Origin of the sequence: Peribacillus sp. TH16, assembly GCF_016651095.1 — a bacterium.
In the GTDB taxonomy this organism is placed as follows: Bacteria; Bacillota; Bacilli; order Bacillales; family DSM-1321; genus Peribacillus; species Peribacillus butanolivorans.
Map to the genome: position 1 here is coordinate 2,332,659 of NZ_JAEKEM010000002.1, position 25,951 is coordinate 2,358,609.

Below are 25,951 nucleotides of genomic sequence, written 5' to 3' on the forward strand. Positions count from 1 at the left end.
ATTAATGTTTAAAGTGACGAATCCCTGTGAATACCATTGCAATTCCATATTCATCAGCTTTCTTGATTGAATCTTGGTCTTTTACAGAGCCACCCGGTTGAATGATTGCCGTAACTCCTGCTTTCGCTGCCGCTTCAACAGTATCATCCATTGGGAAGAAAGCATCCGATGCCAAAGCACTGCCTGTTGCTCTTTCACCGGCTTGTTCTAGCGCAATTTTTGCAGCTCCGACACGGTTCATTTGACCAGCGCCAACACCTAATGTCATTTGATCGTTACATACCACTATTGCATTTGATTTCACATGCTTCACGATTTTCCAGCCAAGTTCTAGGGCTTTCCACTCTTCAAGGGTAGGTTCGCGTTTTGTTGCTACTTTTACTTCTGCATCCTTCAAACTATGTGCATCACGATCTTGTATAAGTAATCCGCCTTCAATTGAAGTCAATTTACGCTCAGGTTTTTTAGCTGAGTTGAAATCAATCGTTAATAAGCGAAGGTTTTTCTTGCTAGTTAATACTTCCACTGCCTCTTCCGTAAACCCAGGAGCAATGATGATTTCAAGGAAAATTTCATGAAGCTTTTCTGCAGTTGCTTTATCTACTTCACGGTTCAGGGCAATGATTCCACCAAAGATGGAAGTAGAATCCGCCTCGTATGCTTTTTCGTACGCTTCTAATATGGTCGTTCCGACACCGACGCCGCAAGGATTCATATGTTTGACAGCTACTGCTGCGGGCTCATTGAATTCTTTAACAATTTGAAGTGCAGCATCTGCATCATTAATGTTGTTGAAAGAAAGCTCTTTTCCGTGTAATTGCTTCGCTTCAGCAATTGAGAAAACAGAACCAAGCGGTTTTTTATAAAAAGCTGCCTTTTGATGCGGATTTTCCCCATAACGAAGCGACTGTTTCAATTCATAAGTAACAGTCAATGATTCTGGATTCTCTTCTTCAGCAAGCTCTGTCATGTATTCAGAAATAACAGCATCATATGCTGCTGTATGGCGGAAGACTTTTGCAGCCAGACGGCGATTCGTTGTTTTTGAAACTCCTCCGTCTTTCAGTTCAGCCAATACGGTTGGATAATCATTGGAATCAACGATAACCGTCACATACTCGTGGTTTTTTGCAGAAGAACGAAGCATTGTCGGTCCACCGATATCAATGTTTTCAATTGCATCTTCTACAGTAACATCCGGTTTAGAAATTGTAGCTTGGAATGGGTATAGGTTTACACAGACAAGTTGAATAGGCTCAATATTATGTTCTGCAAGCTGTGCCGCGTGATCTGCATCACCATGTTTTGCTAAAACTGCTCCATGGACATTCGGATGAAGCGTTTTAACGCGTCCATCTAAAATTTCCGGGAAACCAGTGACGTCACTGATTCCAATCACGTCTACACCATTATCCTGCAACGTTTTTTTCGTACCGCCGGTTGAAATAATTTCAAACCCTGCTTCTATTAATCCCTTAGCAAATTCTACAATACCTGTTTTATCCGATACACTAATTAAAGCACGTTTCTTCATGGTATGTTGGTCCCTCCATAATGTATGTTATTTCTTTTGGAATAGCTGTTGTAAAACTGATGGATACATGCCATGTTCCGTTTCCTGAATCCTTATTTGGAGAATGTCTTTCGTATCTCCTGCAAGAATCGGTACTGTCTTTTGGGCAATGATTGGGCCCGTGTCCATACCATCATCGACATAATGAATCGTGACCCCGGTTTCTTCCACTCTTGCGTCAAAAGCCTGCCCAATTGCATCCTTGCCTGGAAAATTAGGCAAAAGTGAAGGATGAATGTTAACAATTCTGTGTGAATACGCCTGTAATAATGTCGGCCCAATTAAACGCATATAACCAGCTAGAATAATAAATTCAACCTCAAGTTGACGAAGTATCTCTAAAATTTCCGTTTCAAACTCGACCTTACTTGAGTACTTTTTCGCTGAAAAAGAGAAGGTTCTAATATTCTCAAGCCTAGCTCTTTCAAGCACATAAGCATCTTCACGATCGCAAACAACAAGGCAGATTTCCGCGTTCAGAACTCCATCTTTTATTGCGTCAGCAATTGATTGGAAATTACTTCCGTTACCTGATGCAAAGACTGCGAGTCGCTTCATTGTTTAAACGACACTCCATTTCCATCCACAATTGTTCCAATAACTGAAGCCTGTTCACCGCATGACTGTAGATGAGCAACCACAGCGGCCGCATCCTCTTTTTTCACTACAGCAGTCATGCCAATCCCCATATTGAAAATATTGAACATTTCCTCTTGAACAAGGTTCCCTTTTTCTTCAAGGAACGAGAATACAGGTGGAATTGTCCAGCTTCCAAGCCCGATTTCAACACCGCAACCTTCAGGAAGAATACGTGGAATATTCTCGATGAATCCTCCACCCGTAATATGGGCAAGTCCCTTAACTTCAAACTTTTCAAGTGTGGACAAAATAGACTGGACATAGATTTTTGTCGGTTTCAATAATTCATCGCCTAACTTGCAGTCAAACTCCGGTACGAATTCATGTAGATCCATTCCTGAATCTTCAAGGAGGATTTTACGAACTAGAGAATATCCGTTACTGTGAATACCACTTGAAGCAAGCCCAATAACAACATCACCCGCCGAAATTGTCTCACCCGTAATTAAGCGTGATTTTTCAACAGCTCCAACAGTAAATCCAGCCACATCATACTCTTCCGTTTCGTACATACCTGGCATTTCCGCCGTTTCACCACCGATTAAAGCGCAGCCTGCCTGCTCGCAGCCGTCTGCAATACCTTTGACTATCATTTCAATTCGTTCAGGATCCGCTTTACCGCAGGCAATATAATCTAAAAAGTACAAAGGCGCAGCGCCTTGAACGACAACATCGTTAACACACATAGCTACACAATCTACCCCAATGGTATCATGTTTATCCATCATGAACGCGAGCAGAAGTTTTGTCCCGACTCCATCCGTTCCTGAAATTAGCACAGGCTCTTTAAGGTTCAGGGAAGACAAATCAAACATTCCTCCGAAACCGCCCAGTCCATTCATTACCTCCGGACGAAATGTGCGCTTTACATGTTTTTTCATTCGATTTACTGCTTCATAACCAGCTTCAATATCAACACCAGCCTGCTTATATGCATTAGCCATTTGAAATCCTCCTCCGAAAATCACTCTTTATTTCCGACATTATTAACATTTTGCTTTTTCTCGTTCGTAATCATAAATTTCTGTCGGATAATTTCCGGTGAAGCAAGCTAGACATGAACCGCGCGTTTCTCCAGGAAACGGACGACCAATTGCTTCGACCATACCTTCGACACTTAAAAAAGTTAATGAATCAGCACCAATGATTTCACGTATTTCCTCCACCGATTTAGAGCTCGCGATTAATTCTTCCTTTTTCGATGTATCAATACCATAGAAACATGGGTTTTTAATTGGTGGTGAGCTGATTACAACGTGAACTTCTTTTGCTCCTGCATCTTTTAGCATGCGAACAATCCTTCTGCTCGTTGTTCCACGTACGATTGAATCATCAACCATAATGACCCGTTTACCCTCTACGACCCCTCTTACCGGTGAAAGTTTCATCTTCACACCTTGTTCGCGTAGACTTTGTGACGGCTGAATAAAAGTCCGGCCAACATAACGGTTTTTAATTAAGCCCATTTCATAAGGAATACCTGCAGCTTCAGCATAGCCAATTGCCGCAGAAATGCTTGAATCAGGAACTCCTGTGACGACATCTGCTTCAATCTTAGCTTCAAGTGCCATTTGCTTACCAAGATTTTTCCGAGCGGTATGAACATTAATTCCATCAATGTTGCTATCTGGACGGGAAAAATACACATATTCCATCGTGCACATTGCATGTTGACTTGAAAGTGAAAAGTATTCGGATGTGATGCCCTCATCATTAATGACCACAAGTTCACCCGGTTCAATATCACGGACGAATTCCGCTCCTACTATATCAAGGGCGCATGTTTCAGATGCAGCGAAATACGCATCGCCTATTTTCCCTAGGGAAAGTGGGCGGAAACCATGCGGATCTCTTGCCAAGATCATTTGGTTTTCTGTCATGACGACGAATGCATAAGCACCCTTCAACATACTTAAACTGCTTTTCACTGAATCTCTCACATCGGAATAACCAGAACGTTTAATCAAATGTGCTAGAACTTCCGTATCCGATGTCGTTTGAAAGATTGAGCCCTGTCCTTCTAGCTGTGCTTTTAACTGACGAGCATTGACGATATTCCCATTATGAGCGAGAGCCAGCCCCCCTGTATGTGAATTAAACAAGAAAGGCTGAACATTTTGATACCCGCCGCCGCCTGCCGTTGTATAACGGACATGTCCGATCGCGGCTTTTCCTGAACCGGAAAGTTCCTGCATTTTTTCAGCTGTGAATATCTCAGTGACAAGACCTTCACCCTTCGAGATAGACATCTGCTCACCATCCGTAACAACGATGCCTGCTCCCTCTTGACCACGATGTTGCAAGCTATGCAACCCGTAATAAGCAAGCTGTGCTGCATCGGGATGTCCCCAGACTCCAACTACGCCACACTCTTCATTTAGGCTTCTTATTTCAGCAAGCATGGTATAGCTCCCTTCCAAGCTGTTTGTAAATCTACAACGTCTGCTACCAATATCTTGTTATCGCCGCCTGCCGTCACTACTAATTTATTATCTGCTGTTACTGAACCAATACAAACGGCATCTTCAACAAGTGCTTCAAAAGCCTTTTGATTTTCAGGACTTATAGATAGTAAAAAGCGTGATTGCGTTTCACTAAACAGTTCGGATACGAGTTCTCCAGATAAATTTACTTTTGCTCCAAGGTTACTTGCTCCGAATAGAGATTCAGATAAAGCAACAGCCAAACCACCTTCCGCGAGGTCATGAGCTGATGAAACAAGTCCTGATTGAATCGCTGAAAGAATTTGCTGCTGACGCTTTTGTTCAACAGTTAAATCAAGTTCTGGAGCACGCCCAAATATTTTTCCTTCAAGCATTTTTTGTAACTCACTGCCCCCAAATTCCACTTTCGCTTCGCCGACCACATAAATCAAATCTGATTCATTTTTGAACGTTTGCGTTGTGATATGTTGAAGATCGTTCACTAGGCCAACCATCCCAACTACTGGTGTTGGATAGATCGCTTCCCCATTCGTTTCATTGTAAAGAGAGACATTTCCTCCAATTACAGGCGTACTTAAACTTCGACAAGCTTCACTCATCCCGTCTGCCGCTTTTTCCAATTGCCAAAAGATTTCAGGTTTTTCTGGATTTCCAAAATTCAAGCAATCTGTAATTGCTAGAGGTTCTGCACCCGAACAAATAATGTTACGAGCCGCTTCAGCAACTGCGATTTTACCGCCTGTTTCAGGATCCAAGTAAATATAGCGGGAGTTACAATCTGTCGTCATCGCAAGGGCCTTATTTGTGCCTCGAACACGTACAACTGCTGCATCTGATCCAGGTGAAACGACTGTATTCGTACGCACCATGTAATCATATTGGTCGTATACCCATTCTTTACTCGAAATTGTCGGTTGCTGCAATAATCCCAAAAGGGTCTCTCTGTAATCTTCAATGTCTGGTACTTCTGCCGTCATACTTTGGAAGTCACGGAAATATTGCGGTTCTGCAGATGGCTTGTGATAAATTGGTGCTTCTTCAGCCAATGCATCAACTGGAACCTCAGCAACGATTTCACCCTGATGAGAAAGTGTTAGGTTTTTATCATCCGTTACTTCACCAACAGCAACCGCTTCTAGGTCATATTTCGTAAACAAGTCAACGATTTCCTGTTCGCGTCCTTTTGTAACAACGATCAGCATCCGCTCTTGTGATTCAGAAAGCATCATTTCATATGCTGTCATTCCAGTTTCACGTTGCGGTACCAAGTCAAGGTTCATTTTTATTCCTGATCCAGCTTTACTCGCCATCTCAGCAGATGAGCTTGTAAGACCTGCTGCTCCCATATCCTGAATACCAACAAGAGCATCATTTTGAATTAATTCAAGGCATGCTTCTAAAAGAAGTTTCTCCATGAATGGATCACCTACTTGTACGGCAGGCCGTTTTTCTTCTGAAGACTCCGACAACTCTTCAGAAGCAAATGTTGCTCCATGAATACCATCACGTCCTGTTTTAGCACCCACATACATCACTGTGTTGCCTACTCCATGCGCTTGGCCTTTTTTAATGTCCTTATGATCGATCAAACCGACACACATTGCATTAACTAGAGGATTTCCTTCATAAGATGGATCAAATTGAATTTCTCCGCCTACAGTTGGAATTCCGATACAATTTCCGTATCCTGCAATCCCAGCAACCACTTCTTTAAATAAATATTTCACACGATCATTCTCAAGCTCACCGAAGCGAAGCGAGTTCAACATCGCAATGGGACGGGCACCCATGGAGAAAACATCACGGATAATACCGCCGACACCAGTAGCAGCACCTTGATAAGGTTCTATTGCCGATGGGTGATTATGACTTTCTATTTTAAAAACAACTGCCTGATTGTCACCGATATCGACAATACCTGCTCCTTCACCAGGACCTTGAAGCACTTTCTCCCCTGTAATCGGGAATTTCCTTAAGATGGGTTTTGAATTTTTGTAGGAACAATGCTCTGACCACATAACCGAAAACAATCCAGTTTCCGTATAATTCGGCAGTCTGCCTAAGATTTTCTCCACCATTGCAAATTCTTCATCGGATAGTCCCATACTTGCATATAAACGATCCAATTTAATTTTTTCCGGACTTGGTTCAAGCTGTAATAACATGTGATTCCCTCCAGTTTTTTACGATGGATTGAAAAATCTTTAAGCCGTCTTTACTGCCAAGCAGCGAATCAACAGCACGTTCGGGATGAGGCATCATTCCGAGGACATTTCCTTGTTCATTTGTAATTCCCGCTATTTGCTCCAAGCTTCCGTTTGGATTTTCACCATCATAAGTGAACAAGATGCGGTTATTTTGTTTTAATTCAGCCAATGTTTCATTATCACAGTAGTAATTTCCTTCACCATGAGCCACTGGTATCGTAATCGTTTCATGTAATGAATAGCCTGTTGTAAACATGGATTGATTATTTTCAACCTTCAATCCTACATTGCGGCAAATGAATTTCAAGCCATCATTACGGCGCATCGCTCCAGGTAAAAGGCCTGCTTCAAGTAAAATCTGAAAACCATTGCAGACGCCAAGAACAGGCTTTCCTGCTTGAGCTGCTTTTACAACTTCCGCCATTACATTGGAGAAACGGGCAATTGCACCTGTGCGTAGATAGTCTCCGTAAGAGAAACCGCCTGGAAGGAGAATCCCGTCATATTCATCTAGATTGTCTGTGGAATGCCAAACATACTCCACTTCTTCCCCGAGTGCATCTTTTATCGCATGGTACATGTCGACATCACAATTGGAACCAGGGAAAACTATGACAGCAAATTTCATTGGGTGACAACCTCCTCAACATCATAACGGTAAGATTCAATTACCGTATTGGCTAATAGTTTTTCACACATTTCCTTCACCAGCTGATCCAAATCACGGTCCGTATCTTCAATTGTGAGTTCAATGTATTTCCCCACGCGTACATCACTTACTTCGTTATAAGTTAAACTGTGAAGTGATTGCTGAACTGCTGCTCCCTGTGGATCTAATACACTTTCGCGTAATGTGATATATACCTTAACCTTATACATGTTGAATACCCTCCAACTTTGCTAGAATTTTTCCATAAGCGTCTGTTAAACTACCTAAATCACGACGGAATACGTCTTTGTCTAATTTTTCGTTCGTTGCTACATCCCATAACCGGCACGTATCGGGTGAAATCTCATCAGCCAGTAGAATGGCTCCATCCGATGTTTTACCGAACTCCAATTTAAAGTCAATCAATTTAATGTCCATTTCTTTAAACAAGGTTGTTAAAACCTTATTAATTTCTTGAGCTTTTTCTTTTAAAATGGCTACGTCTTCCTTGCTTGCAAGTTCTAATTCTTCAATATGGTCTTCTGTTAACAGAGGATCACCGAGTTCATCATCTTTATAATAAAACTCAACGAGCGTTTTCTTCAGTGGTTGTCCTTCTTCAATGCCCGTTCTTTTAGAAAAACTGCCAGCAGCTGTATTTCGAACGACCACTTCCAGAGGAATAATAGAGACCTTTTTAACTAGCTGCTCCCGGTCGGAAAGCTTTTCAATAAAATGGGATGGAATATTTTCTTGGGCGAGCTTTGAAAATAGTAAGCTAGTAATTTGATTATTTAACTTACCTTTTCCAGCAATCTCTGACTTCTTTTCACCGTTAAACGCTGTTGCCGAATCCTTGTATTCCACCCATACTATTTCACTGTTGTCAGTTGCATAAATCTGTTTCGCTTTACCTTCATACAGCAATTCTCGTTTTTCCATCTGTCCAGACCTCCACATTGTGAATATTATGAATCTTCTTGCTATTAGTTAGGCTTGGCAAACATATCAACCGCTTGGGATGGTATGTTTGCCGCCTTTATTTTTATAAACCTAAACGATCAAAGATTACATCAACATTTTTCAGATGATGTGTAGCATCGAAACAATCATCAAGTTCTTCTTTTGTAAGCAAGCTTGTGATCTTATCATCCTTTTCAATCAGGCTTCTGAATGGCACCTGAAGCTCCCATGCTTCCATCGCTTTCGGTTGAACCGTGTCATATGCTTCTTCACGGACAAGACCTTTATCGATAAGGGATAGCAGCACACGTTGTGAGAAAATCAATCCAAGTGTACGGTCCATATTACGTTTCATATTTTCTGGATAAACAGTTAAGTTTTTCACGATGTTGCTAAAGCGATTTAGCATATAGTTTAAAGCAATTGTTGCATCCGGTAAGATGATACGCTCAGCAGAAGAATGCGAAATGTCACGTTCGTGCCATAATGCTACATTCTCATATGCTGTCATCATGTAACCACGGATTACGCGTGCCATTCCTGTCATATTTTCAGAACCGATTGGATTCCGTTTATGAGGCATCGCCGAAGATCCTTTTTGTCCTTTAGCAAAGAACTCTTCGACTTCACGTGTTTCACTTTTTTGTAAGCCACGAATTTCCACTGCGAATTTTTCAATGGATGTCGCAATTAGAGCCAACGTGCTCATATAGTGAGCATGGCGATCACGCTGCAATGTCTGTGTTGAAATAGGCGCTGCTTCAAGGCCCAGTTTTTCACAAACGAATTTTTCAACGAACGGGTCGATGTTTGCATATGTTCCGACAGCCCCAGAAATTTTTCCAACCTCTATGTTTTTTCTGGCTTCGTCGAAACGTTCGACATTGCGTTTCATTTCTTGATACCAAAGAGCAAGTTTCAAACCAAAAGTAGTCGGTTCTGCATGAACTCCATGTGTACGTCCCATTTGGACCGTATATTTATGTTCTTTCGCTTTGTTTTTCAGAATCTCAACAAAGTTATTTAAATCCTTCGAAAGGATATCATTCGCTTGTTTAATCACATATGAAAGGGCTGTATCAACTACATCCGTAGAAGTTAATCCGTAATGCACCCATTTCCGTTCTTCACCTAATGTTTCAGATACGGCACGCGTAAAGGCAACCACATCATGACGTGTATCTTTTTCAATTTCATTGATCCGATCCACATTAAACGTTGCATTTTCACGAAGAAGTTGTACATCTTCTTTTGGAATTACACCAAGTTCAGACCATGCTTCACAAGCTAAGATTTCTACTTCCAACCACGCGTTAAAGCGGTTAGTTTCTGTCCAAATATTTCCCATCTCAGGGCGGGTATAACGTTCAATCATTTTACTTCCTCCGTTTCAACCTGTTGATTCCATATTTTACTTCGATTACTTTCTAAAAGAGCTTCCTCAATTGTTGGACGTAAAATATTCACATGCCCCATTTTTCGTTTCAGCTTGGCTTCTTTCTTTCCATAAAGATGAACCTTCCAATCTGAAAGCTTTGGAATTTCAACCAGTAAAGGTTCCATATGTTCACCTAGAATATTTACCATTAAAACTGGTTTCAATAATGCCGTATTTCCGAGCGGCCAATTGCATACAGCACGTATATGCTGCTCGAACTGAGACGTCTCACACGCTTCCATTGTGTAGTGACCAGAGTTATGAGGCCTTGGTGCAAGCTCATTAATGATGATCTCATCCTGATCGGTTAAAAACATCTCGACAGCCAATGTCCCTATCAAACCAAGTTTCTCAGCAAGCTGTAAGGCCTCTTGAATCGCCTTCTTCTCAGCCTGCTTACTGATACGAGCAGGTACAATACTTTTATGAAGAATATTTTCAACATGAATATTTTCCGCAATCGGAAAATGACTTACCTCGCCATTTGTTTTACGCGTCACGATAATTGAGATTTCTTTTACGAAAGGGATCCAGGCTTCTAGCACACATACACCTGTTTGGAGCAGGGTTTCTGCCTTTCTAATATCGGCTTCTTCCTTAATGACCAACTGCCCTTTTCCATCATAACCGCCGCGCGTCGTTTTTAACACACTAGGGTACCCTATTTTTTCTATATGAAGATAAATTTCTGAAATATCCTGTATTTCTACATATGGAGCAACAGATGCTCCTGCATTCGATATGGCTTTTTTTTCAGTCAAGCGATCCTGTGTAAGCTTTAATAATTCTGACCCTTGTGGAAGATACGCATGTTGCTTTAACCAATCTAGAGCGTCTGAACTGATATTTTCAAATTCATAGGTTATGACGTCACTGACATCCGCTAATCTTTTCAATGCATCGATATCATCATAAGCACCAGTGATTTCAATATCTGCCACTTGCGCACATGGGCCATCTGTAGTTGGTTCAAGAACTGCTATTCTAAAGCCCGATGCCTTAGCCGACAAGGCCATCATTCTGCCTAATTGCCCACCGCCAATAATTCCAATGGTCTGTCCCGGTAAAATGATTGTATTATTTAAGTTGTTCACTGCTCTGTAACACCTTTTCTCTGGTTTCGTCTCGTAAAGCCTCTAATCTATCAGCAATTTTAGAATCGAAAGCAGCTAATATCTGAGCTGCAAACAAACCAGCATTGACTGCTCCAGCTTTCCCAATTGCCACCGTCGCAACCGGTACGCCACCAGGCATCTGAACAATCGATAATAACGAATCCATACCATTTAACGCCTTCGATTGAATAGGCACGCCAATCACAGGGACAATCGTTTTCGCTGCCGTCATACCTGGAAGATGAGCTGCCCCACCTGCACCAGCAATAATCACTTTAAGGTCTCGCTCTTTTGCACTCTCTGCATATTCAAATAACAAATCCGGCGTACGGTGGGCGGAAACGACTCTTTTTTCATAGGGAATCTCGAGCTGTTCCAATGATTCACATGCATATTTCATCGTTTCCCAATCTGAGACACTTCCCATAATAACCCCAACTTGCGGCTTCATATCTTTCCCTCCAACACTCATATTAAAACGTCCTGAGTATGCAGATGGACGCTTATAATTATCTATATCAAATTAAAAAACCGGGCAGACTGCTTCCTCATAGAGAAAGCAATCTGCCCGGAAGAAAGCCTTTAAAAAAACACAAAAAGACTTGGCTAGTTTCCGAATTAGTCAGATGCTTTTCTCATAGTCCAATGATTTACGGTCATTAGGTAGATACTTTTGGGCCATATCCCCAGGATTATATGAGATGTATTAATCTAACTTCATCTTACCTTCACGCCATTTTAATGTCAAGATAAAATCGAATATTTTTACAGGATATCAAAAAATCGTTCGTGTTTTACTCGATTAATTTCGCTTCGAATACGATTTTTCTATTAACTGGCTCATAATGAACCTTTCCATTCTCGATTCTTTCGGCAAAAATAGGTTCTTCTGTTCGTCTTACAGGAAAGTAACCTGCTGCTTTAATTCGATCTAGACATGCATCAATTGTTTCTCCATCTATTACTTCAAACTTTTCCTTACTCTTCTTACTCACAAAACCGTTCCTTTCCCGAATTCTATATTGTTTACCTTCCTTCGCATCAATACTTCGCTTATATTCATTAATAAATTCTTCCTAGTATAATGAAAAGAACAGATAAAGGCAAGATTTATTCCCGAAGAAATCCATCGCCATTTTAATAAGTGAATACTTATAAAATTCCAAAAATAATTCCAACCTAGAAAAAGATTTTTTCTGGAAATATGCCATCCTGGTTAATCACATGTCGACTCCCTGATTATCAACCCTATTTTATTCGATACTCTTTCCCATTTTATAAACACAAAAAAAGACCAGCCAGAATGGCTGATCTTTTTGAATAGCTTGGCGGCGTCCTACTCTCACAGGGGGAAACCCCCAACTACCATCGGCGCTGAAGAGCTTAACTGCCGTGTTCGGAATGGGAACGGGTGTGACCTCTTCGCTATCGCCACCAAACAATAAAGGAACGTTGTTCCTTCAAAACTAGATAATAAGAAGGTATTTCATTTTTTAAAGCGTGGTTAAGTCCTCGATCTATTAGTATCAGTCAGCTCCACATGTCGCCACGCTTCCACCTCTGACCTATCAACCTGATCATCTTTCAGGGATCTTACTAGCTTGCGCTATGGGAAATCTCATCTCGAGGGGGGCTTCATGCTTAGATGCTTTCAGCACTTATCCCGTCCGCACGTAGCTACCCAGCTATGCCTTTGGCAAGACAACTGGTACACCAGCGGTGCGTCCATCCCGGTCCTCTCGTACTAAGGACAGCTCCTCTCAAATTTCCTGCGCCCGCGACGGATAGGGACCGAACTGTCTCACGACGTTCTGAACCCAGCTCGCGTACCGCTTTAATGGGCGAACAGCCCAACCCTTGGGACCGACTACAGCCCCAGGATGCGATGAGCCGACATCGAGGTGCCAAACCTCCCCGTCGATGTGGACTCTTGGGGGAGATAAGCCTGTTATCCCCGGGGTAGCTTTTATCCGTTGAGCGATGGCCCTTCCATGCGGAACCACCGGATCACTAAGCCCGACTTTCGTCCCTGCTCGACTTGTAGGTCTCGCAGTCAAGCTCCCTTGTGCCTTTACACTCTACGAATGATTTCCAACCATTCTGAGGGAACCTTTGGGCGCCTCCGTTACTCTTTAGGAGGCGACCGCCCCAGTCAAACTGCCCACCTGACACTGTCTCCCACCCCGATAAGGGGCGCGGGTTAGAATTTCAATACAGCCAGGGTAGTATCCCACCAACGCCTCCACCGAAGCTAGCGCTCCGGCTTCTCAGGCTCCTACCTATCCTGTACAAGCTGTACCAAAATTCAATATCAGGCTGCAGTAAAGCTCCACGGGGTCTTTCCGTCCTGTCGCGGGTAACCTGCATCTTCACAGGTACTATAATTTCACCGAGTCTCTCGTTGAGACAGTGCCCAGATCGTTACACCTTTCGTGCGGGTCGGAACTTACCCGACAAGGAATTTCGCTACCTTAGGACCGTTATAGTTACGGCCGCCGTTTACTGGGGCTTCGGTTCAAAGCTTCGCTTGCGCTAACCTCTCCCCTTAACCTTCCAGCACCGGGCGGTGTCAGCCCCTATACTTCGCCTTGCGGCTTCGCAGAGACCTGTGTTTTTGCTAAACAGTCGCCTGGGCCTATTCACTGCGGCTTTTCTGGGCTATTCACCCTAAAAAGCACCCCTTCTCCCGAAGTTACGGGGTCATTTTGCCGAGTTCCTTAACGAGAGTTCTCTCGCACACCTTAGGATTCTCTCCTCGCCTACCTGTGTCGGTTTGCGGTACGGGCACCTTACATCTCACTAGAGGCTTTTCTTGGCAGCGTGGAATCAGGAACTTCGGTACTATATTTCCCTCGCCATCACAGCTCCGCCTTAATGGAAACGGGATTTGCCTCGTTTCCGGCCTAACTGCTTGGACGCGCATATCCAACAGCGCGCTTACCCTATCCTTCTGCGTCCCCCCATCGTTCAAACGATGTATAGGTGGTACAGGAATATCAACCTGTTGTCCATCGCCTACGCCTTTCGGCCTCGGCTTAGGTCCCGACTAACCCTGAGCGGACGAGCCTTCCTCAGGAAACCTTAGGCATTCGGTGGAAGGGATTCTCACCCTTCTTTCGCTACTCATACCGGCATTCTCACTTCTAAGCGCTCCACCAGTCCTTCCGGTCTGACTTCAACGCCCTTAGAACGCTCTCCTACCATCGACACCATACGGTGTCAATCCACAGCTTCGGTGATACGTTTAGCCCCGGTACATTTTCGGCGCGGAGTCACTCGACCAGTGAGCTATTACGCACTCTTTAAATGATGGCTGCTTCTGAGCCAACATCCTGGTTGTCTAAGCAACTCCACATCCTTTTCCACTTAACGTATACTTTGGGACCTTAGCTGGTGGTCTGGGCTGTTTCCCTTTCGACTACGGATCTTATCACTCGCAGTCTGACTCCCAAGAATAAGTATTTGGCATTCGGAGTTTGACTGAATTCGGTAACCCGTTGGGGGCCCCTAGTCCAATCAGTGCTCTACCTCCAATACTCTCATCTTGAGGCTAGCCCTAAAGCTATTTCGGAGAGAACCAGCTATCTCCAGGTTCGATTGGAATTTCTCCGCTACCCACACCTCATCCCCGCACTTTTCAACGTGCGTGGGTTCGGGCCTCCATTCAGTGTTACCTGAACTTCACCCTGGACATGGGTAGATCACCTGGTTTCGGGTCTACGACCTCATACTCATTCGCCCTATTCAGACTCGCTTTCGCTGCGGCTCCGTCTTATCAACTTAACCTCGCATGAAATCGTAACTCGCCGGTTCATTCTACAAAAGGCACGCCATTACCCATTAACGGGCTTTGACTACTTGTAGGCACACGGTTTCAGGATCTATTTCACTCCCCTTCCGGGGTGCTTTTCACCTTTCCCTCACGGTACTGGTTCACTATCGGTCACTAGGTAGTATTTAGCCTTGGGAGATGGTCCTCCCTGCTTCCGACGGGATTTCTCGTGTCCCGCCGTACTCAGGATCCACTCAGGAGGGAACGAAGTTTCAACTACAGGGTTTTTACCTTCTTTGACGGACCTTTCCAGATCACTTCATTTACCCCGTTCCTTTGTAACTCCATGTTGAGTGTCCTACAACCCCAAGAGGCAAGCCTCTTGGTTTGGGCTAATTCCGTTTCGCTCGCCGCTACTCAGGAAATCGCATTTGCTTTCTCTTCCTCCGGGTACTTAGATGTTTCAGTTCCCCGGGTCTGCCTTCAGTACCCTATGTATTCAGGTAAAGATACTGTTCCATTACGAACAGTGGGTTTCCCCATTCGGAAATCTCCGGATCAAAGCTTACTTACAGCTCCCCGAAGCATATCGGTGTTAGTCCCGTCCTTCATCGGCTCCTAGTGCCAAGGCATCCACCGTGCGCCCTTTCTAACTTAACCGTTAAAAAAGATCTTACTGATGCTTTGAAAAAATTAATTGCCTTCTATCTATTATCTAGTTTTCAAGGAACAAAGAAGAAAGAACTTCATCACAACGTGATGAGATCTTTCGTATCTGAATGAATTACTCATTCAAAACTGAACAAAACAAAAGCGCTCTCGTATTTATCCTTAGAAAGGAGGTGATCCAGCCGCACCTTCCGATACGGCTACCTTGTTACGACTTCACCCCAATCATCTGTCCCACCTTAGGCGGCTGGCTCCATAAAGGTTACCTCACCGACTTCGGGTGTTACAAACTCTCGTGGTGTGACGGGCGGTGTGTACAAGGCCCGGGAACGTATTCACCGCGGCATGCTGATCCGCGATTACTAGCGATTCCGGCTTCATGTAGGCGAGTTGCAGCCTACAATCCGAACTGAGAATGGCTTTATGGGATTCGCTTACCTTCGCGAGGTTTGCAGCCCTTTGTACCATCCATTGTAGCACGTGTGTAGCCCAGGTCATAAGGGGCATGATGATTTGACGTCATCCCCACCTTCCTCCGGTTTGTCACCGGCAGTCACCTTAGAGTGCCCAACTGAATGCTGGCAACTAAGATCAAGGGTTGCGCTCGTTGCGGGACTTAACCCAACATCTCACGACACGAGCTGACGACAACCATGCACCACCTGTCACTCTGTCCCCCGAAGGGGAACGCCCTATCTCTAGGGTTGTCAGAGGATGTCAAGACCTGGTAAGGTTCTTCGCGTTGCTTCGAATTAAACCACATGCTCCACCGCTTGTGCGGGCCCCCGTCAATTCCTTTGAGTTTCAGCCTTGCGGCCGTACTCCCCAGGCGGAGTGCTTAATGCGTTAGCTGCAGCACTAAAGGGCGGAAACCCTCTAACACTTAGCACTCATCGTTTACGGCGTGGACTACCAGGGTATCTAATCCTGTTTGCTCCCCACGCTTTCGCGCCTCAGTGTCAGTTACAGACCAGAAAGTCGCCTTCGCCACTGGTGTTCCTCCAAATCTCTACGCATTTCACCGCTACACTTGGAATTCCACTTTCCTCTTCTGCACTCAAGTTCCCCAGTTTCCAATGACCCTCCACGGTTGAGCCGTGGGCTTTCACATCAGACTTAAGGAACCACTATGCGCGCGCTTTACGCCCAATAATTCCGGACAACGCTTGCCACCTACGTATTACCGCGGCTGCTGGCACGTAGTTAGCCGTGGCTTTCTGGTTAGGTACCGTCAAGGTACCAGCAGTTACTCTGGTACTTGTTCTTCCCTAACAACAGAACTTTACGACCCGAAGGCCTTCTTCGTTCACGCGGCGTTGCTCCGTCAGACTTTCGTCCATTGCGGAAGATTCCCTACTGCTGCCTCCCGTAGGAGTCTGGGCCGTGTCTCAGTCCCAGTGTGGCCGATCACCCTCTCAGGTCGGCTACGCATCGTCGCCTTGGTGAGCCATTACCTCACCAACTAGCTAATGCGCCGCGGGCCCATCTATAAGTGACAGCAAAACCGTCTTTCCATCTTCTCTCATGCGAGAAAAGAACGTATCCGGTATTAGCTCCGGTTTCCCGAAGTTATCCCAGTCTTATAGGCAGGTTGCCCACGTGTTACTCACCCGTCCGCCGCTAATCTCAGGGAGCAAGCTCCCATCGATTCGCTCGACTTGCATGTATTAGGCACGCCGCCAGCGTTCGTCCTGAGCCAGGATCAAACTCTCCGAAGAAATGTTTGACTTGCTCATTTTGCTTTTTGATAGTGTGTGCTCACTTAAAAATTAACGTTGGCGCTTTGTTTTGTTCAGTTTTCAAAGAGCAATTTTGTCGTCGTTCTTTCGAACAACTTGTTTATTCATCATAACACGCTATTGATTAGTTGTCAACTTCTGCGAAGTTTTTAACTTATTTTAAATCGCTGTGTTTTTCAGCGACCATTTCATCTTAACATTTTTATAATAAGAAGTCAATAGTTATTATTTCTTTTAGTAATCTACCAAAAGTGGATGAAGTTTTTTGTTTGTCGTACTTGGTGCTTATTTATATTAATCCTTTCCTACCTTAAAGTCAACTGATTTTTAGCTATGAATCTTTTTTTCTTTTTTAATTCATTTATTAGATTATATAAAGGTGTTAACTTAGTATAAATGCTTATTCTAGTAATAATTCAAACTATGGCTTTTCCTCTAAAGACATTTAAACCTTTCATGATTCTATTCTTAAAAAATCTAAATGTCCTCTCTCTAACTATTAGTCAGTAAAGTGAATTTCTAAAAAGAAATCCTTCCGGAGGGCAATGACTAATCTAATTATCAGGGAATGATACATGAAAGATGCACTTGGAAGAAAGATAAAGTCGTGGTCATCTATATTCAATCAAAATCCATAATTAACTCACAAATAGTTATTGAATAGCTTCTATTACAATACCTCAATGTTCAAGCACACGTAAGAACCTAGCAAACCTGTTAAGGTTAATACAGACGCATTGGACATATTAAAGGATTCACCTAAAGAGGTGAAAGAGTCAAAACATTTTTATCAACAGATATCTACAGATAGACAATGAAACCAAAGAAAGTAGCTTTATCCTTTATATACGAATGTTAACAATTATTTTTATTAAAATAGTAAATTCCCCTCTTTACCTACTCTTTCTTAGAGAATGTGGAAAATGTAAAGCTTTTGTCTATTAATAGGCTCCAATCTACCATCGATACTGATGCTCGTACTGGATAAAAGTCTGAAACCAAGTTTTATGAAGCAAAAAAACACATTTATCCATGTCTGAAGAAGCATTACTGTGTTAGATTCAGTTCTAGTAAAAAAGCAGAGTGATGCATATTCAACCACTCATTGAACGAATCTTGAAAAATGAGTAAATATTAAAGAAATATTAGCTGATATCCTACATACCTATTATCTAAATATTAGAAAAATATTTTTTTACAAATTTACTGTCATGTACTATAATAAATTTATTTTAAAAGATTGAGGACAGACTTTTAATCATTATAAAAATAGTTGGGAGAGGGATTTATAAATGATTAATAAAAACACATCTTTGAGGATGCAAAGTATCGTTTTTATAGGTTTTATGGGGGTAGGTAAAACCACAATCGGACAAAAAGTAGCCAGGAAATTATATAGGGATTTTATTGATATAGATCAAGAAATTGAAAGAGAATTTAACATGCCCACCACAGAAATATTCAAGAAGTTTGGGGAAAAGACTTTCCGCGAAAAAGAAAAAAGTATGATTGATTACTTTAGCCAACAGCAATTGAAAATTATTTCCGTTGGTGGAGGGGCTTTTTTACAAGAGGATATACGGAAAATTTGTCTTTCTAATTGTATTGTGTTCTACCTTGACTTATCTTGGGAATATTGGAAAGAGAGAATAGGCTTGCTTATTGATAGTAGACCAGTGTTACAAAGTCGAAGCCTTGAAGAAATAGAAGAACTTTTTAATACTAGACAGGAAATTTACTCCTATCACCACTCAAAAGTGAATACGAATGATCTTGATGTTGAGGAAGTAGCAGATTATATTGTTGAATCATTGAAAGTGGCTTGGGATATTTACGAACCACTTAAGTAATTCCACGAGTTGATTGCCCAAGCCCTATAAAACCTAAGAAAAGAATAATAGAAAAGATGAAAAGAATACAGCGATAAGGGATACCCCCCCTCTTCCTGTAAACTAATCACCTTTTTTTCTTTTTAGGAGGATTCTCTAATAATCAGTTCGGGGTTTAATATAATACGCTGTTGTTCATGATCAATATTCACCATTTTTTGGTGCAAAAGATTTGCAGCTTCTTTTCCCATACGTTGAGGAAATGAAGAAACAGTCGTTAACGGCGGATGATAGATTTCTGCAACTGGAACATTATCGAATCCTACGATGTCTATATCTTTACCAGGAATCAATCCTTTCATCCTTAACCCTTGCATAACGCCGAAAGCAATTAGGTCGCTAAAGCAAAAAATTGCTGTAGGGGGGTCAGGATTATTAAGGACTTTAAATACAGCCTCTAACCCTCCCTCTCGTGTCGGAGCACTATCTATCATTAACGATTCGTCAACTTCCAAGCCCGCTTTGGTAAGGGCTTCGCGATACCCCTCCATTCTCTCAATCCAAGTAGAAGATTCCCTAATCCCTCCAAGGAATGCAATCCTTTTATGTCCCTTTTCAATCAAATGATTAACAGCTATTCGGGCTCCTTCTGGATAGTTAATACCTACATAATCGCTATTTACTTCAGGTAATTCTCTAACAGCAAGAACAAATGGTGTGTCAATCTCATTTAATCGATTAATCGTTTCTTGTGTACTTTCAGAGACGGGACAAAGAATTAAGCCGCCTACTCTATGTTCCAACATAGTTGAAAGGAGTTGGTCTTGCTTCGTAACTGAATCAAATGTAGTTCCCAACAAGACCGTATATCCGACCTCTTCTAATGCATCGTGTACACCTATCAGGAATTCAGAAAAAAAAGTGTTTGAAATATCAGTAATAATTATTCCTACAGTATCGGAACTCTGCGACCTTAGATTTGCTGCAATTCTATCGTAAACGTAACCCAATTCACGCATGGACTTTAAAACCTTTTTTCGTGTTGCTTCCGAAATTCGAGGGTTATTACGAACGATAAGGGAAGCAGTGGACGTAGATACGCCAGCATGCTTCGCTACCTGTTGCAATGTGACTCGACCTTTTTTGGGTTGTTTCATCGTTCAATCACCATCTTGAGTGTATTTTTGATGTATTGATAATAATCATCAATTCTTACTATAATAATAATATAGTTGTAGTTATTATTATACCCATTATATAAATTGCTTTATTGTACATAGTTCAGTCACCGCTTATTAGTAATTTTAATGCTATATACACAGAAGTTTCCCCTATTCATTACTATTGCAAAAAAAAACACCATCCTAATTCTTGAAGATGGAGTTTTGAGTAATCAGTCTCTTATCCTTATTTAAGTATTATCGGATGTTTAGTTAATTTTTTATACCGATAATTCACAAAAACTGCAGCTAGAATCCCTAAAGTTGCGATGAAACAATCAAATAGGAATATATGCGATATATCTCCACTTTTAGCGATTAACCCTGTTGCGATGGGTAAGACAACACTCGCTAAACTAGAGGCAGTTGAAACGATTCCCGTTACTGTTCCTTTTTTCTTCCAGAAAAGCTCAGCCATTATTGCAATGGTCAATTGAAAAATTCCAGCTGTAGAAGCTCCAAGGAAAAAAGAGGTTACACTTAATACAAGTGGTGTATGAACGGTAAGAATAACAATGACAGCTATTAAAGTAATCATTGGATAAAGTAAAATGACCGTCACAGGTTTCAGCCATTTTTTCAACAAGACGGATAAAAGCAGAACAGAAATAAGGGATCCAACGCTATAATAGCTTAACAATTTAATCGAATTGGAAGCAGACATCCCAGCGACTTCTTGCCCAAAACTCGGTAACCAGATTTGCGAGACTGTAAACAAGGCAGTAGATGTAAAACCAATAATAATAAGCGCTAGCCCCTCTTTCCAGAATTCAGGTTCACTAATAAACTTACTCAATTGCAATTCGTCTTCTTTACTATTATGACCGTCTTGGACTTTTTGAAATGAAGTAAAAAACAAAAATATCATGTTTAAAAAATAGATAACCGCCGGTAATAAAAAAGCATACCCATAAAACAAATTGTTTTCAGAAAGAAACAAGATGATAAATGGTAAAACCGTTGCGCCAAGTGAAACAAAAGCCTTAACCATTACGCTTGCAGAACTAGCAGATTTCGGAAACATTTCTGTAAGCGCTGGATATGTCCCCGCATCCATGGCAGAGTTAGAAACACCCGCAAGTAACGCAAACACAAAGGCTATCTCATAAGTTGGAGAAAATGGAATCCCCACTAAAAAGAATAACATGACAATAGTTGAGACAATGATTAACGGTTTCCTTCCAAATCTATCTGACAATATTCCTGTTATACCATACGTAAGCAATCTTCCAATACCTATTGCAGCAATAAGATAACTGATGCCAGTTGAATCTGTATCCCACTGTTCTGTTAAAGCGACCATGTTCGAAGCGAGAATTATATTGACCATCCCTAATAGAAAATAGTTAATATACATCCCTGATGCCGCTTTAAAATACTGATATTTCATTAATTACCCCCCATAGTAAATCACGATGTAATTTTTCTCCCATTAAAGAAAACGAAAGTTTGAAAAAATGAAATCTCTAAAAAAACTTAATCTGATCTTTTAATTACTGTATTTTTTTATAAAAATACAGTTTTCAATCCCCATTATGATATCCCATAAAATTAAAAACAATTTTTCAAAAAAAGAGCTAAGAAAAACAGGAAGTACACTCCCTGTTTTTCTTAGCTCCGAGGTCTATTGCATTCATATGCTGTAAGTTCCTTAACACCAAACACTAAAAAACAATTGAGTTCAGCAGGGGTCGCAAAAAACCTCTATTACTATAAGCTGGAGAGCAACCTCCACAGTGGAAGCTTATTAATCTGCAAAAATTTGCTCTTTAATATAATCAACAGGCATTTGTTGACCTGTCCACAATTCAAATGCTAAAGCACCTTGCCAAAGCATCATTCCAAGACCATTAATCGCTGTAGCCCCGGCAGCTTCAGCTTGTTCCATAAGTTTTGATTTACGTGGAATGTACACAACGTCTGTAACAATTAAATCAGAGCGTAGCATTGATTCGTCTTGAATGACACTTAAGCCTTCAAGTGGTTTCATACCAACGCCTGTTCCATTTGCCAAAATATCACTAGTTTCGATTTCAGCTCTTAATTGTTCAAGGTTCTCAAGTGGATACACATTTGCTTTCACATTTAAGTGCTTCATATCTTCATTAATGATTCGTACGTTTTCTTCTGCTTGTGGGAAGAAAGCATCATCACGCGCAAAAATGCTAATTTCAGCAAGTCCTTCTAGTGCAGATTGAATAGCAATAGGTGTAGCAGCACCACCAGAACCGATAAGAGTCATTTTTTTGCCTTTGATATCTATACCATGTTCTTTAAGGTTGCGAGTATATCCCATTCCATCCGTACTGTGACCGACGAATTTCCCATCAACATTGACAACTGTATTAACTGCTCCTGAAAATTTAGCACTGTCTGCCAATTCATCTAAGTGTGGAAGGATTTTCATTTTATTTGGCATTGATACATTAAAACCTTTTACATTTAATGCTCGCATTCCTTTTACAGCATCCTCCAATGATTCATTTCCAACTTCAAATGCTAAATAAGCACAGTTTAATCCTAATTTATCAAATGCTAAATTGTGCATAGCTGGTGATAAAGAGTGTCCGATAGGTGTTGCTAAAAGTCCTACTAATTCTGTTTTTCCATTAATACGTGCTAAACTTTCCATGATTCAATCCCCCTGATGTATGATTCATAAAATTTTATTTAAATTCCTTCTAGGAAGAAATCCAATGAATTAAATATTTTGATCAATAGTTTCTAAAACACTTCTTAATTGAGATACAGGAATTTGCCCAGGTGCCGATGCTTCTTTTCCAGCACCAAATGTACAAGCTGAACCAAATACCGCACCGGTTAACCGGCTAACCAGGCCTGTCCCTGACATAGACATGGTAATAAACGGACGATCCGCATATTTAGTTTTCATCGTGTGAGTTGCATCTAATAAAACAAGTAGATCGTCTACACTTTGAGGCATGACAGCAATTTTTGGAATATGAGCTCCATACTCCTGCATTTTACGCAGGCGGTAAATGATTTCTTCTTTTGCTGGTGTCTTATGGAAATCGTGGTTACACATAATTACGTATACACCATTTTCCTCAGCAACCTTTACAGTTGCCTTGACATCTGACTCTTCATAAAATAATTCTACATCCACAAGATCAATATTCTTTGTTCGAATCGCTGTATGAAGTAATTCAAAATAATATTGATCCGTAATTTCTTTGTTGCCACCTTCTTTATGACTTCTAAAAGTGAAAAGAAGAAGAGTACTCGGTAAGGCTTTTCTTAGTTTTGAAATCATTTTCGAAACGGAGTTTAAGCTTTCAACATGTTCATACACATCTACTCGCCACTCAATGATATCTGGCTCCAAAGATTTTACCGTTTCAACTTCTTGAAGTAGCTCTTCTTGAGTTGTCCCCATTAATGGAACAATGATCTTTGGAACGCCTTCTCCGATTTTAACGTTTTTGATGGTAATCGTTTGCATGGATTTTTCCCCTTTTTATCATCAGTGAGGGCTTTCGAACCTCACTGATGTTTGTTAGTAAAACCTGTAAAAGATTATGACCTGACTTATGACTTTTTTAAACAGATGGAACTTTAATCACCTTTTTATAACGATAGGCAACAAAAACAGCCAATAAAATACTAACGATTGCAATTCCAACATCAAACAAGAATACAGCAGTTAGACCTGCACTCTTAGAAATCATACCTGTAATGAATGGTATGATAATAAAAGCTGAACTAGCTGCAATGTTTACATAAGATGTAATGGTTCCTTTATTAGCTGGGAAGAATTCGGTAATAATTGTCATGGCCAATTGGAACACACCTGCAGTTGATAACCCAATAAAGAAAGCACTCAAAACAGTCATGAATGGTTGCTGAATATAAATAAGAGACAATAAAGATATTGCGGCAATTACCGGATAAATAATCATAACTGTTATAGGTTTTATTACTTTATTTAATAAAACTGCTAGTAAAATGACTGAAACAAGGGACCCAATGCTATAGTAACTAAGCAATTGAACAGATTTAGCCTGTGTTAGACCTAATACTTCTTGTCCAAATTTAGGGAGCCAAACTTGAACAAGCATGAATAGAGCAGTTGATGTAAAACCTAGAAGAATAACGGCCAATCCTTCTTGGCCAAACTTTGGTTTTGATAAAAATTGTGGTTCAGCTGTTTCAACTTTATCCTCACTTTGGATATCACTTGGAGTTTTATGATTCGGGAATGATACCCTAAGTAAGAAAAATCCATTAACAAGGTAAACAGCTGCCATCAAGAAGAATGTATATCCGTAAAATAGATCTCTAGCAATAAAAAACGCCATAATAAATGGAAGAATTGTTGCACCAATTGAAACAAAAGCTTTAATTAATACAGTTGCAGAGCCTGCTTTCTTTTGGAAAGCTTCAATAAGTGCAGGATACGTCCCTGCGTCTAAAAATGAGTTAGCGATACCAGCACATATTGCAAAAATAAATGCTAATGTATAGCTAGGAGCCAATGGTATTCCCACTAAAAAAATCAGGTAGATGAAAGACGCCGATACAACAAAAGGCTTCCTTCCTAATTTATCCGACAGTCTTCCAGCAAAAAACAGAGAAACTAACTTACCAATACCTATTGCTGAAACCAGGTAGCTAATTCCTGATGTACTCGTATTTAACTGGTTGGACAAATTCTCCATATTTGACCCAATGATGATGTTGATCATACCTAAAATAAAGTAACTAATATATAAACCTATTGCCATTTTTATATATGGATTTTTCATAAAACACACCCCTATGTTAGTTATTCAAAAGTTGTCAGAAATGCAACTTAGTTATTAAGCTCTTTCTTAAAGCTTCCCCCTTGCGCCAGTATATTTAAGAAAACGAACGATAAATATAAGCTTAAACATTTTTAGTATATCGTTCTACTAAAATTCAAACCAAAGTTAGTATATCGTTCTACTAAATAATTGAACTCCCCCGCAGAATTAATTGGGTCTAATGTTGTTCAAAATGAAATCAGTATGTCCAAATTAAATACGTAAAAACACAGCTGTAATCCATGCCCTTTACTGGAGTTACTTACTTAACTACATTTAGTATATCGTTCTACTGAAGTTATTATACTGCGCTAATTAAATTGTGTCAAACTTATGAAACAGTCCCCTCTATTCATAAATTTGCATAGGCTAGGCATTTAATCTCTTTGCCTATTTCAAGGAAATTCTGTTTCTTTAAAGAATGCTTCTTTAAACTCTCTAAAACTCCATTCTTTAGAGTTGACGATTATTCCTCAACACATTCTTAACCGAGTGAGCCCCACGTAAGGATGGTTTGTCTTCTATGGGCTCAGGACTCCGTATGTATAATTAAGTGTGCATTGTGACTAATTTTAACTCTAAATATGTTTTTCTCATATATTTTCTTTTATCAATATCTCAGTTACATTTACCCTTTGAATTTTTGGCACCTGCTATTTTAGGCTCTACTGGCTTTAAGGTCTAATATTGAATTCACAAATTTTTTATTGTAATAAAATCAGAATTTACCCTGAACCCCAGCATATATGTAATCCATGAAAAAATCGGGACTATTACCAACCATCGATTACTTAACCCATTAAATTTCTTAAAGATTTTTTATTCGATACTCTTTCCCATTTTATAAACACAAAAAAAGACCAGCCAGAATGGCTGATCTTTTCAAATT

18 protein-coding genes, 3 rRNA genes and 1 riboswitch are annotated in these 25,951 nt (G+C 41.0%); of the genes, 1 reads left to right on the plus strand and 20 read right to left on the minus strand.

The genetic code is table 11. The features are described 5' to 3' along the window. Nucleotide 1 precedes the first annotated feature (1 nt). The 15 genes from purH to JFV29_RS11265 form a co-directional block, all read right to left on the minus strand. Complete coding sequence (gene purH, locus JFV29_RS11195; protein ID WP_201183240.1) at nucleotides 2-1,534, minus strand: bifunctional phosphoribosylaminoimidazolecarboxamide formyltransferase/IMP cyclohydrolase; 1,533 nt, start codon at nucleotides 1,532-1,534, stop codon at nucleotides 2-4. Between the two features lie 27 nt (nucleotides 1,535-1,561). Continuing rightward, entirely contained in the window at nucleotides 1,562-2,131 is a 570-nt protein-coding gene (purN, locus tag JFV29_RS11200; protein WP_053344209.1) for a phosphoribosylglycinamide formyltransferase, read from the minus strand. Continuing rightward, on the minus strand, nucleotides 2,128-3,156 hold the full coding sequence (gene purM, locus JFV29_RS11205) for a phosphoribosylformylglycinamidine cyclo-ligase (protein WP_201183241.1): 1,029 nt from the start codon (nucleotides 3,154-3,156) through the stop codon (nucleotides 2,128-2,130). The genes purN and purM overlap by 4 nt, the downstream gene beginning before the upstream one ends. 42 nt (nucleotides 3,157-3,198) lie before the next feature. After that, nucleotides 3,199-4,614 carry an amidophosphoribosyltransferase gene (gene purF, locus JFV29_RS11210; protein WP_053344207.1) on the minus strand — a complete coding sequence of 472 codons (1,416 nt, stop codon included), beginning with the start codon at nucleotides 4,612-4,614 and terminating at the stop codon, nucleotides 3,199-3,201. Continuing rightward, the gene (gene purL / locus JFV29_RS11215; protein ID WP_201183242.1) at nucleotides 4,599-6,821 is read right to left on the minus strand and encodes a phosphoribosylformylglycinamidine synthase subunit PurL; all 2,223 of its coding nucleotides are present in this window, start codon (nucleotides 6,819-6,821) and stop codon (nucleotides 4,599-4,601) included. The genes purF and purL overlap by 16 nt, the downstream gene beginning before the upstream one ends. After that, a complete protein-coding gene (gene purQ, locus JFV29_RS11220; RefSeq protein ID WP_053344205.1) occupies nucleotides 6,805-7,491 on the minus strand; it encodes a phosphoribosylformylglycinamidine synthase subunit PurQ in 687 nt (228 codons plus the stop codon). The genes purL and purQ overlap by 17 nt, the downstream gene beginning before the upstream one ends. Further along, the gene (gene purS / locus JFV29_RS11225) at nucleotides 7,488-7,742 is read right to left on the minus strand and encodes a phosphoribosylformylglycinamidine synthase subunit PurS (protein ID WP_053344204.1); all 255 of its coding nucleotides are present in this window, start codon (nucleotides 7,740-7,742) and stop codon (nucleotides 7,488-7,490) included. The genes purQ and purS overlap by 4 nt, the downstream gene beginning before the upstream one ends. After that, nucleotides 7,735-8,454 (minus strand): phosphoribosylaminoimidazolesuccinocarboxamide synthase, encoded by a 720-nt coding sequence (gene purC, locus JFV29_RS11230; RefSeq protein ID WP_201183243.1) that lies wholly within the window; start codon nucleotides 8,452-8,454, stop codon nucleotides 7,735-7,737. Before purC ends, purS begins: the two co-directional genes overlap by 8 nt. A gap of 103 nt (nucleotides 8,455-8,557) precedes the next feature. Continuing rightward, nucleotides 8,558-9,850, minus strand: coding sequence for an adenylosuccinate lyase (gene purB, locus JFV29_RS11235; RefSeq protein ID WP_056522797.1), 1,293 nt, complete (start codon nucleotides 9,848-9,850; stop codon nucleotides 8,558-8,560). Then, entirely contained in the window at nucleotides 9,847-11,007 is a 1,161-nt protein-coding gene (purK, locus tag JFV29_RS11240; RefSeq protein ID WP_201183245.1) for a 5-(carboxyamino)imidazole ribonucleotide synthase, read from the minus strand. Before purK ends, purB begins: the two co-directional genes overlap by 4 nt. Further along, nucleotides 10,991-11,479: a 5-(carboxyamino)imidazole ribonucleotide mutase gene (gene purE / locus JFV29_RS11245; RefSeq protein WP_053344200.1), complete on the minus strand. Its 489-nt coding sequence runs from the start codon at nucleotides 11,477-11,479 to the stop codon at nucleotides 10,991-10,993. The genes purK and purE overlap by 17 nt, the downstream gene beginning before the upstream one ends. A gap of 167 nt (nucleotides 11,480-11,646) precedes the next feature. After that, nucleotides 11,647-11,748: riboswitch (purine riboswitch) on the minus strand. A 74-nt stretch (nucleotides 11,749-11,822) separates the two neighbouring features. Next, the gene (locus JFV29_RS11250; protein WP_056522824.1) at nucleotides 11,823-12,023 is read right to left on the minus strand and encodes an NETI motif-containing protein; all 201 of its coding nucleotides are present in this window, start codon (nucleotides 12,021-12,023) and stop codon (nucleotides 11,823-11,825) included. 328 nt (nucleotides 12,024-12,351) lie between these two features. After that, nucleotides 12,352-12,467 (minus strand): 5S ribosomal RNA (gene rrf, locus JFV29_RS11255). A 61-nt stretch (nucleotides 12,468-12,528) separates the two neighbouring features. Beyond that, nucleotides 12,529-15,460: ribosomal RNA gene (locus JFV29_RS11260) — 23S ribosomal RNA — on the minus strand. 175 nt (nucleotides 15,461-15,635) lie between these two features. After that, a 16S ribosomal RNA gene (locus tag JFV29_RS11265) occupies nucleotides 15,636-17,187 on the minus strand. Together the 16S, 23S and 5S rRNA genes form the textbook arrangement of a ribosomal RNA operon. Nucleotides 17,188-18,500: 1,313 nt before the next feature. On the opposite strand from JFV29_RS11265, the gene JFV29_RS11270 reads away from it, so the two are divergent. After that, entirely contained in the window at nucleotides 18,501-19,058 is a 558-nt protein-coding gene (locus JFV29_RS11270) for a shikimate kinase (protein ID WP_201183247.1), read from the plus strand. 122 nt (nucleotides 19,059-19,180) lie between these two features. Here the strand turns inward: JFV29_RS11270 and JFV29_RS11275 are convergent, their stop codons facing one another. The 5 genes from JFV29_RS11275 to JFV29_RS11295 all read right to left on the minus strand — a co-directional run bounded on the left by JFV29_RS11275 (nucleotide 19,181) and on the right by JFV29_RS11295 (nucleotide 25,023). Next, a complete protein-coding gene (locus JFV29_RS11275; RefSeq protein ID WP_201183249.1) occupies nucleotides 19,181-20,194 on the minus strand; it encodes a LacI family DNA-binding transcriptional regulator in 1,014 nt (337 codons plus the stop codon). Nucleotides 20,195-20,444: 250 nt separating this feature from the next. Then, on the minus strand, nucleotides 20,445-21,647 hold the full coding sequence (locus JFV29_RS11280) for an MFS transporter (protein WP_201183251.1): 1,203 nt from the start codon (nucleotides 21,645-21,647) through the stop codon (nucleotides 20,445-20,447). A gap of 357 nt (nucleotides 21,648-22,004) precedes the next feature. Next, nucleotides 22,005-22,889 (minus strand): quinate/shikimate dehydrogenase, encoded by an 885-nt coding sequence (locus JFV29_RS11285; protein ID WP_098178045.1) that lies wholly within the window; start codon nucleotides 22,887-22,889, stop codon nucleotides 22,005-22,007. 69 nt (nucleotides 22,890-22,958) lie between these two features. Beyond that, nucleotides 22,959-23,720: a type I 3-dehydroquinate dehydratase gene (gene aroD / locus JFV29_RS11290; protein ID WP_201183253.1), complete on the minus strand. Its 762-nt coding sequence runs from the start codon at nucleotides 23,718-23,720 to the stop codon at nucleotides 22,959-22,961. 97 nt (nucleotides 23,721-23,817) lie between these two features. Further along, nucleotides 23,818-25,023, minus strand: coding sequence for an MFS transporter (locus tag JFV29_RS11295; protein ID WP_201183256.1), 1,206 nt, complete (start codon nucleotides 25,021-25,023; stop codon nucleotides 23,818-23,820). Nucleotides 25,024-25,951: the final 928 nt, after the last annotated feature.

What these genes read in the sequence shown, in the direction of transcription:
- JFV29_RS11280 (WP_201183251.1), bottom strand. Translation starts at nt 21,647, where the DNA reads ATGAAATATCAGTATTTTAAAGCGGCATCAGGGATGTATATTAACTAT.
- purS (WP_053344204.1), bottom strand. Translation starts at nt 7,742, where the DNA reads ATGTATAAGGTTAAGGTATATATCACATTACGCGAAAGTGTATTAGAT.
- purC (WP_201183243.1), bottom strand. Translation starts at nt 8,454, where the DNA reads ATGGAAAAACGAGAATTGCTGTATGAAGGTAAAGCGAAACAGATTTAT.
- JFV29_RS11270 (WP_201183247.1), top strand. Translation starts at nt 18,501, where the DNA reads ATGATTAATAAAAACACATCTTTGAGGATGCAAAGTATCGTTTTTATA.
- purQ (WP_053344205.1), bottom strand. Translation starts at nt 7,491, where the DNA reads ATGAAATTTGCTGTCATAGTTTTCCCTGGTTCCAATTGTGATGTCGAC.
- purH (WP_201183240.1), bottom strand. Translation starts at nt 1,534, where the DNA reads ATGAAGAAACGTGCTTTAATTAGTGTATCGGATAAAACAGGTATTGTA.
- purF (WP_053344207.1), bottom strand. Translation starts at nt 4,614, where the DNA reads ATGCTTGCTGAAATAAGAAGCCTAAATGAAGAGTGTGGCGTAGTTGGA.
- JFV29_RS11295 (WP_201183256.1), bottom strand. Translation starts at nt 25,023, where the DNA reads ATGAAAAATCCATATATAAAAATGGCAATAGGTTTATATATTAGTTAC.
- purL (WP_201183242.1), bottom strand. Translation starts at nt 6,821, where the DNA reads ATGTTATTACAGCTTGAACCAAGTCCGGAAAAAATTAAATTGGATCGT.
- aroD (WP_201183253.1), bottom strand. Translation starts at nt 23,720, where the DNA reads ATGCAAACGATTACCATCAAAAACGTTAAAATCGGAGAAGGCGTTCCA.
- purN (WP_053344209.1), bottom strand. Translation starts at nt 2,131, where the DNA reads ATGAAGCGACTCGCAGTCTTTGCATCAGGTAACGGAAGTAATTTCCAA.
- JFV29_RS11285 (WP_098178045.1), bottom strand. Translation starts at nt 22,889, where the DNA reads ATGGAAAGTTTAGCACGTATTAATGGAAAAACAGAATTAGTAGGACTT.
- purE (WP_053344200.1), bottom strand. Translation starts at nt 11,479, where the DNA reads ATGAAGCCGCAAGTTGGGGTTATTATGGGAAGTGTCTCAGATTGGGAA.
- JFV29_RS11275 (WP_201183249.1), bottom strand. Translation starts at nt 20,194, where the DNA reads ATGAAACAACCCAAAAAAGGTCGAGTCACATTGCAACAGGTAGCGAAG.
- purB (WP_056522797.1), bottom strand. Translation starts at nt 9,850, where the DNA reads ATGATTGAACGTTATACCCGCCCTGAGATGGGAAATATTTGGACAGAA.
- purM (WP_201183241.1), bottom strand. Translation starts at nt 3,156, where the DNA reads ATGGCTAATGCATATAAGCAGGCTGGTGTTGATATTGAAGCTGGTTAT.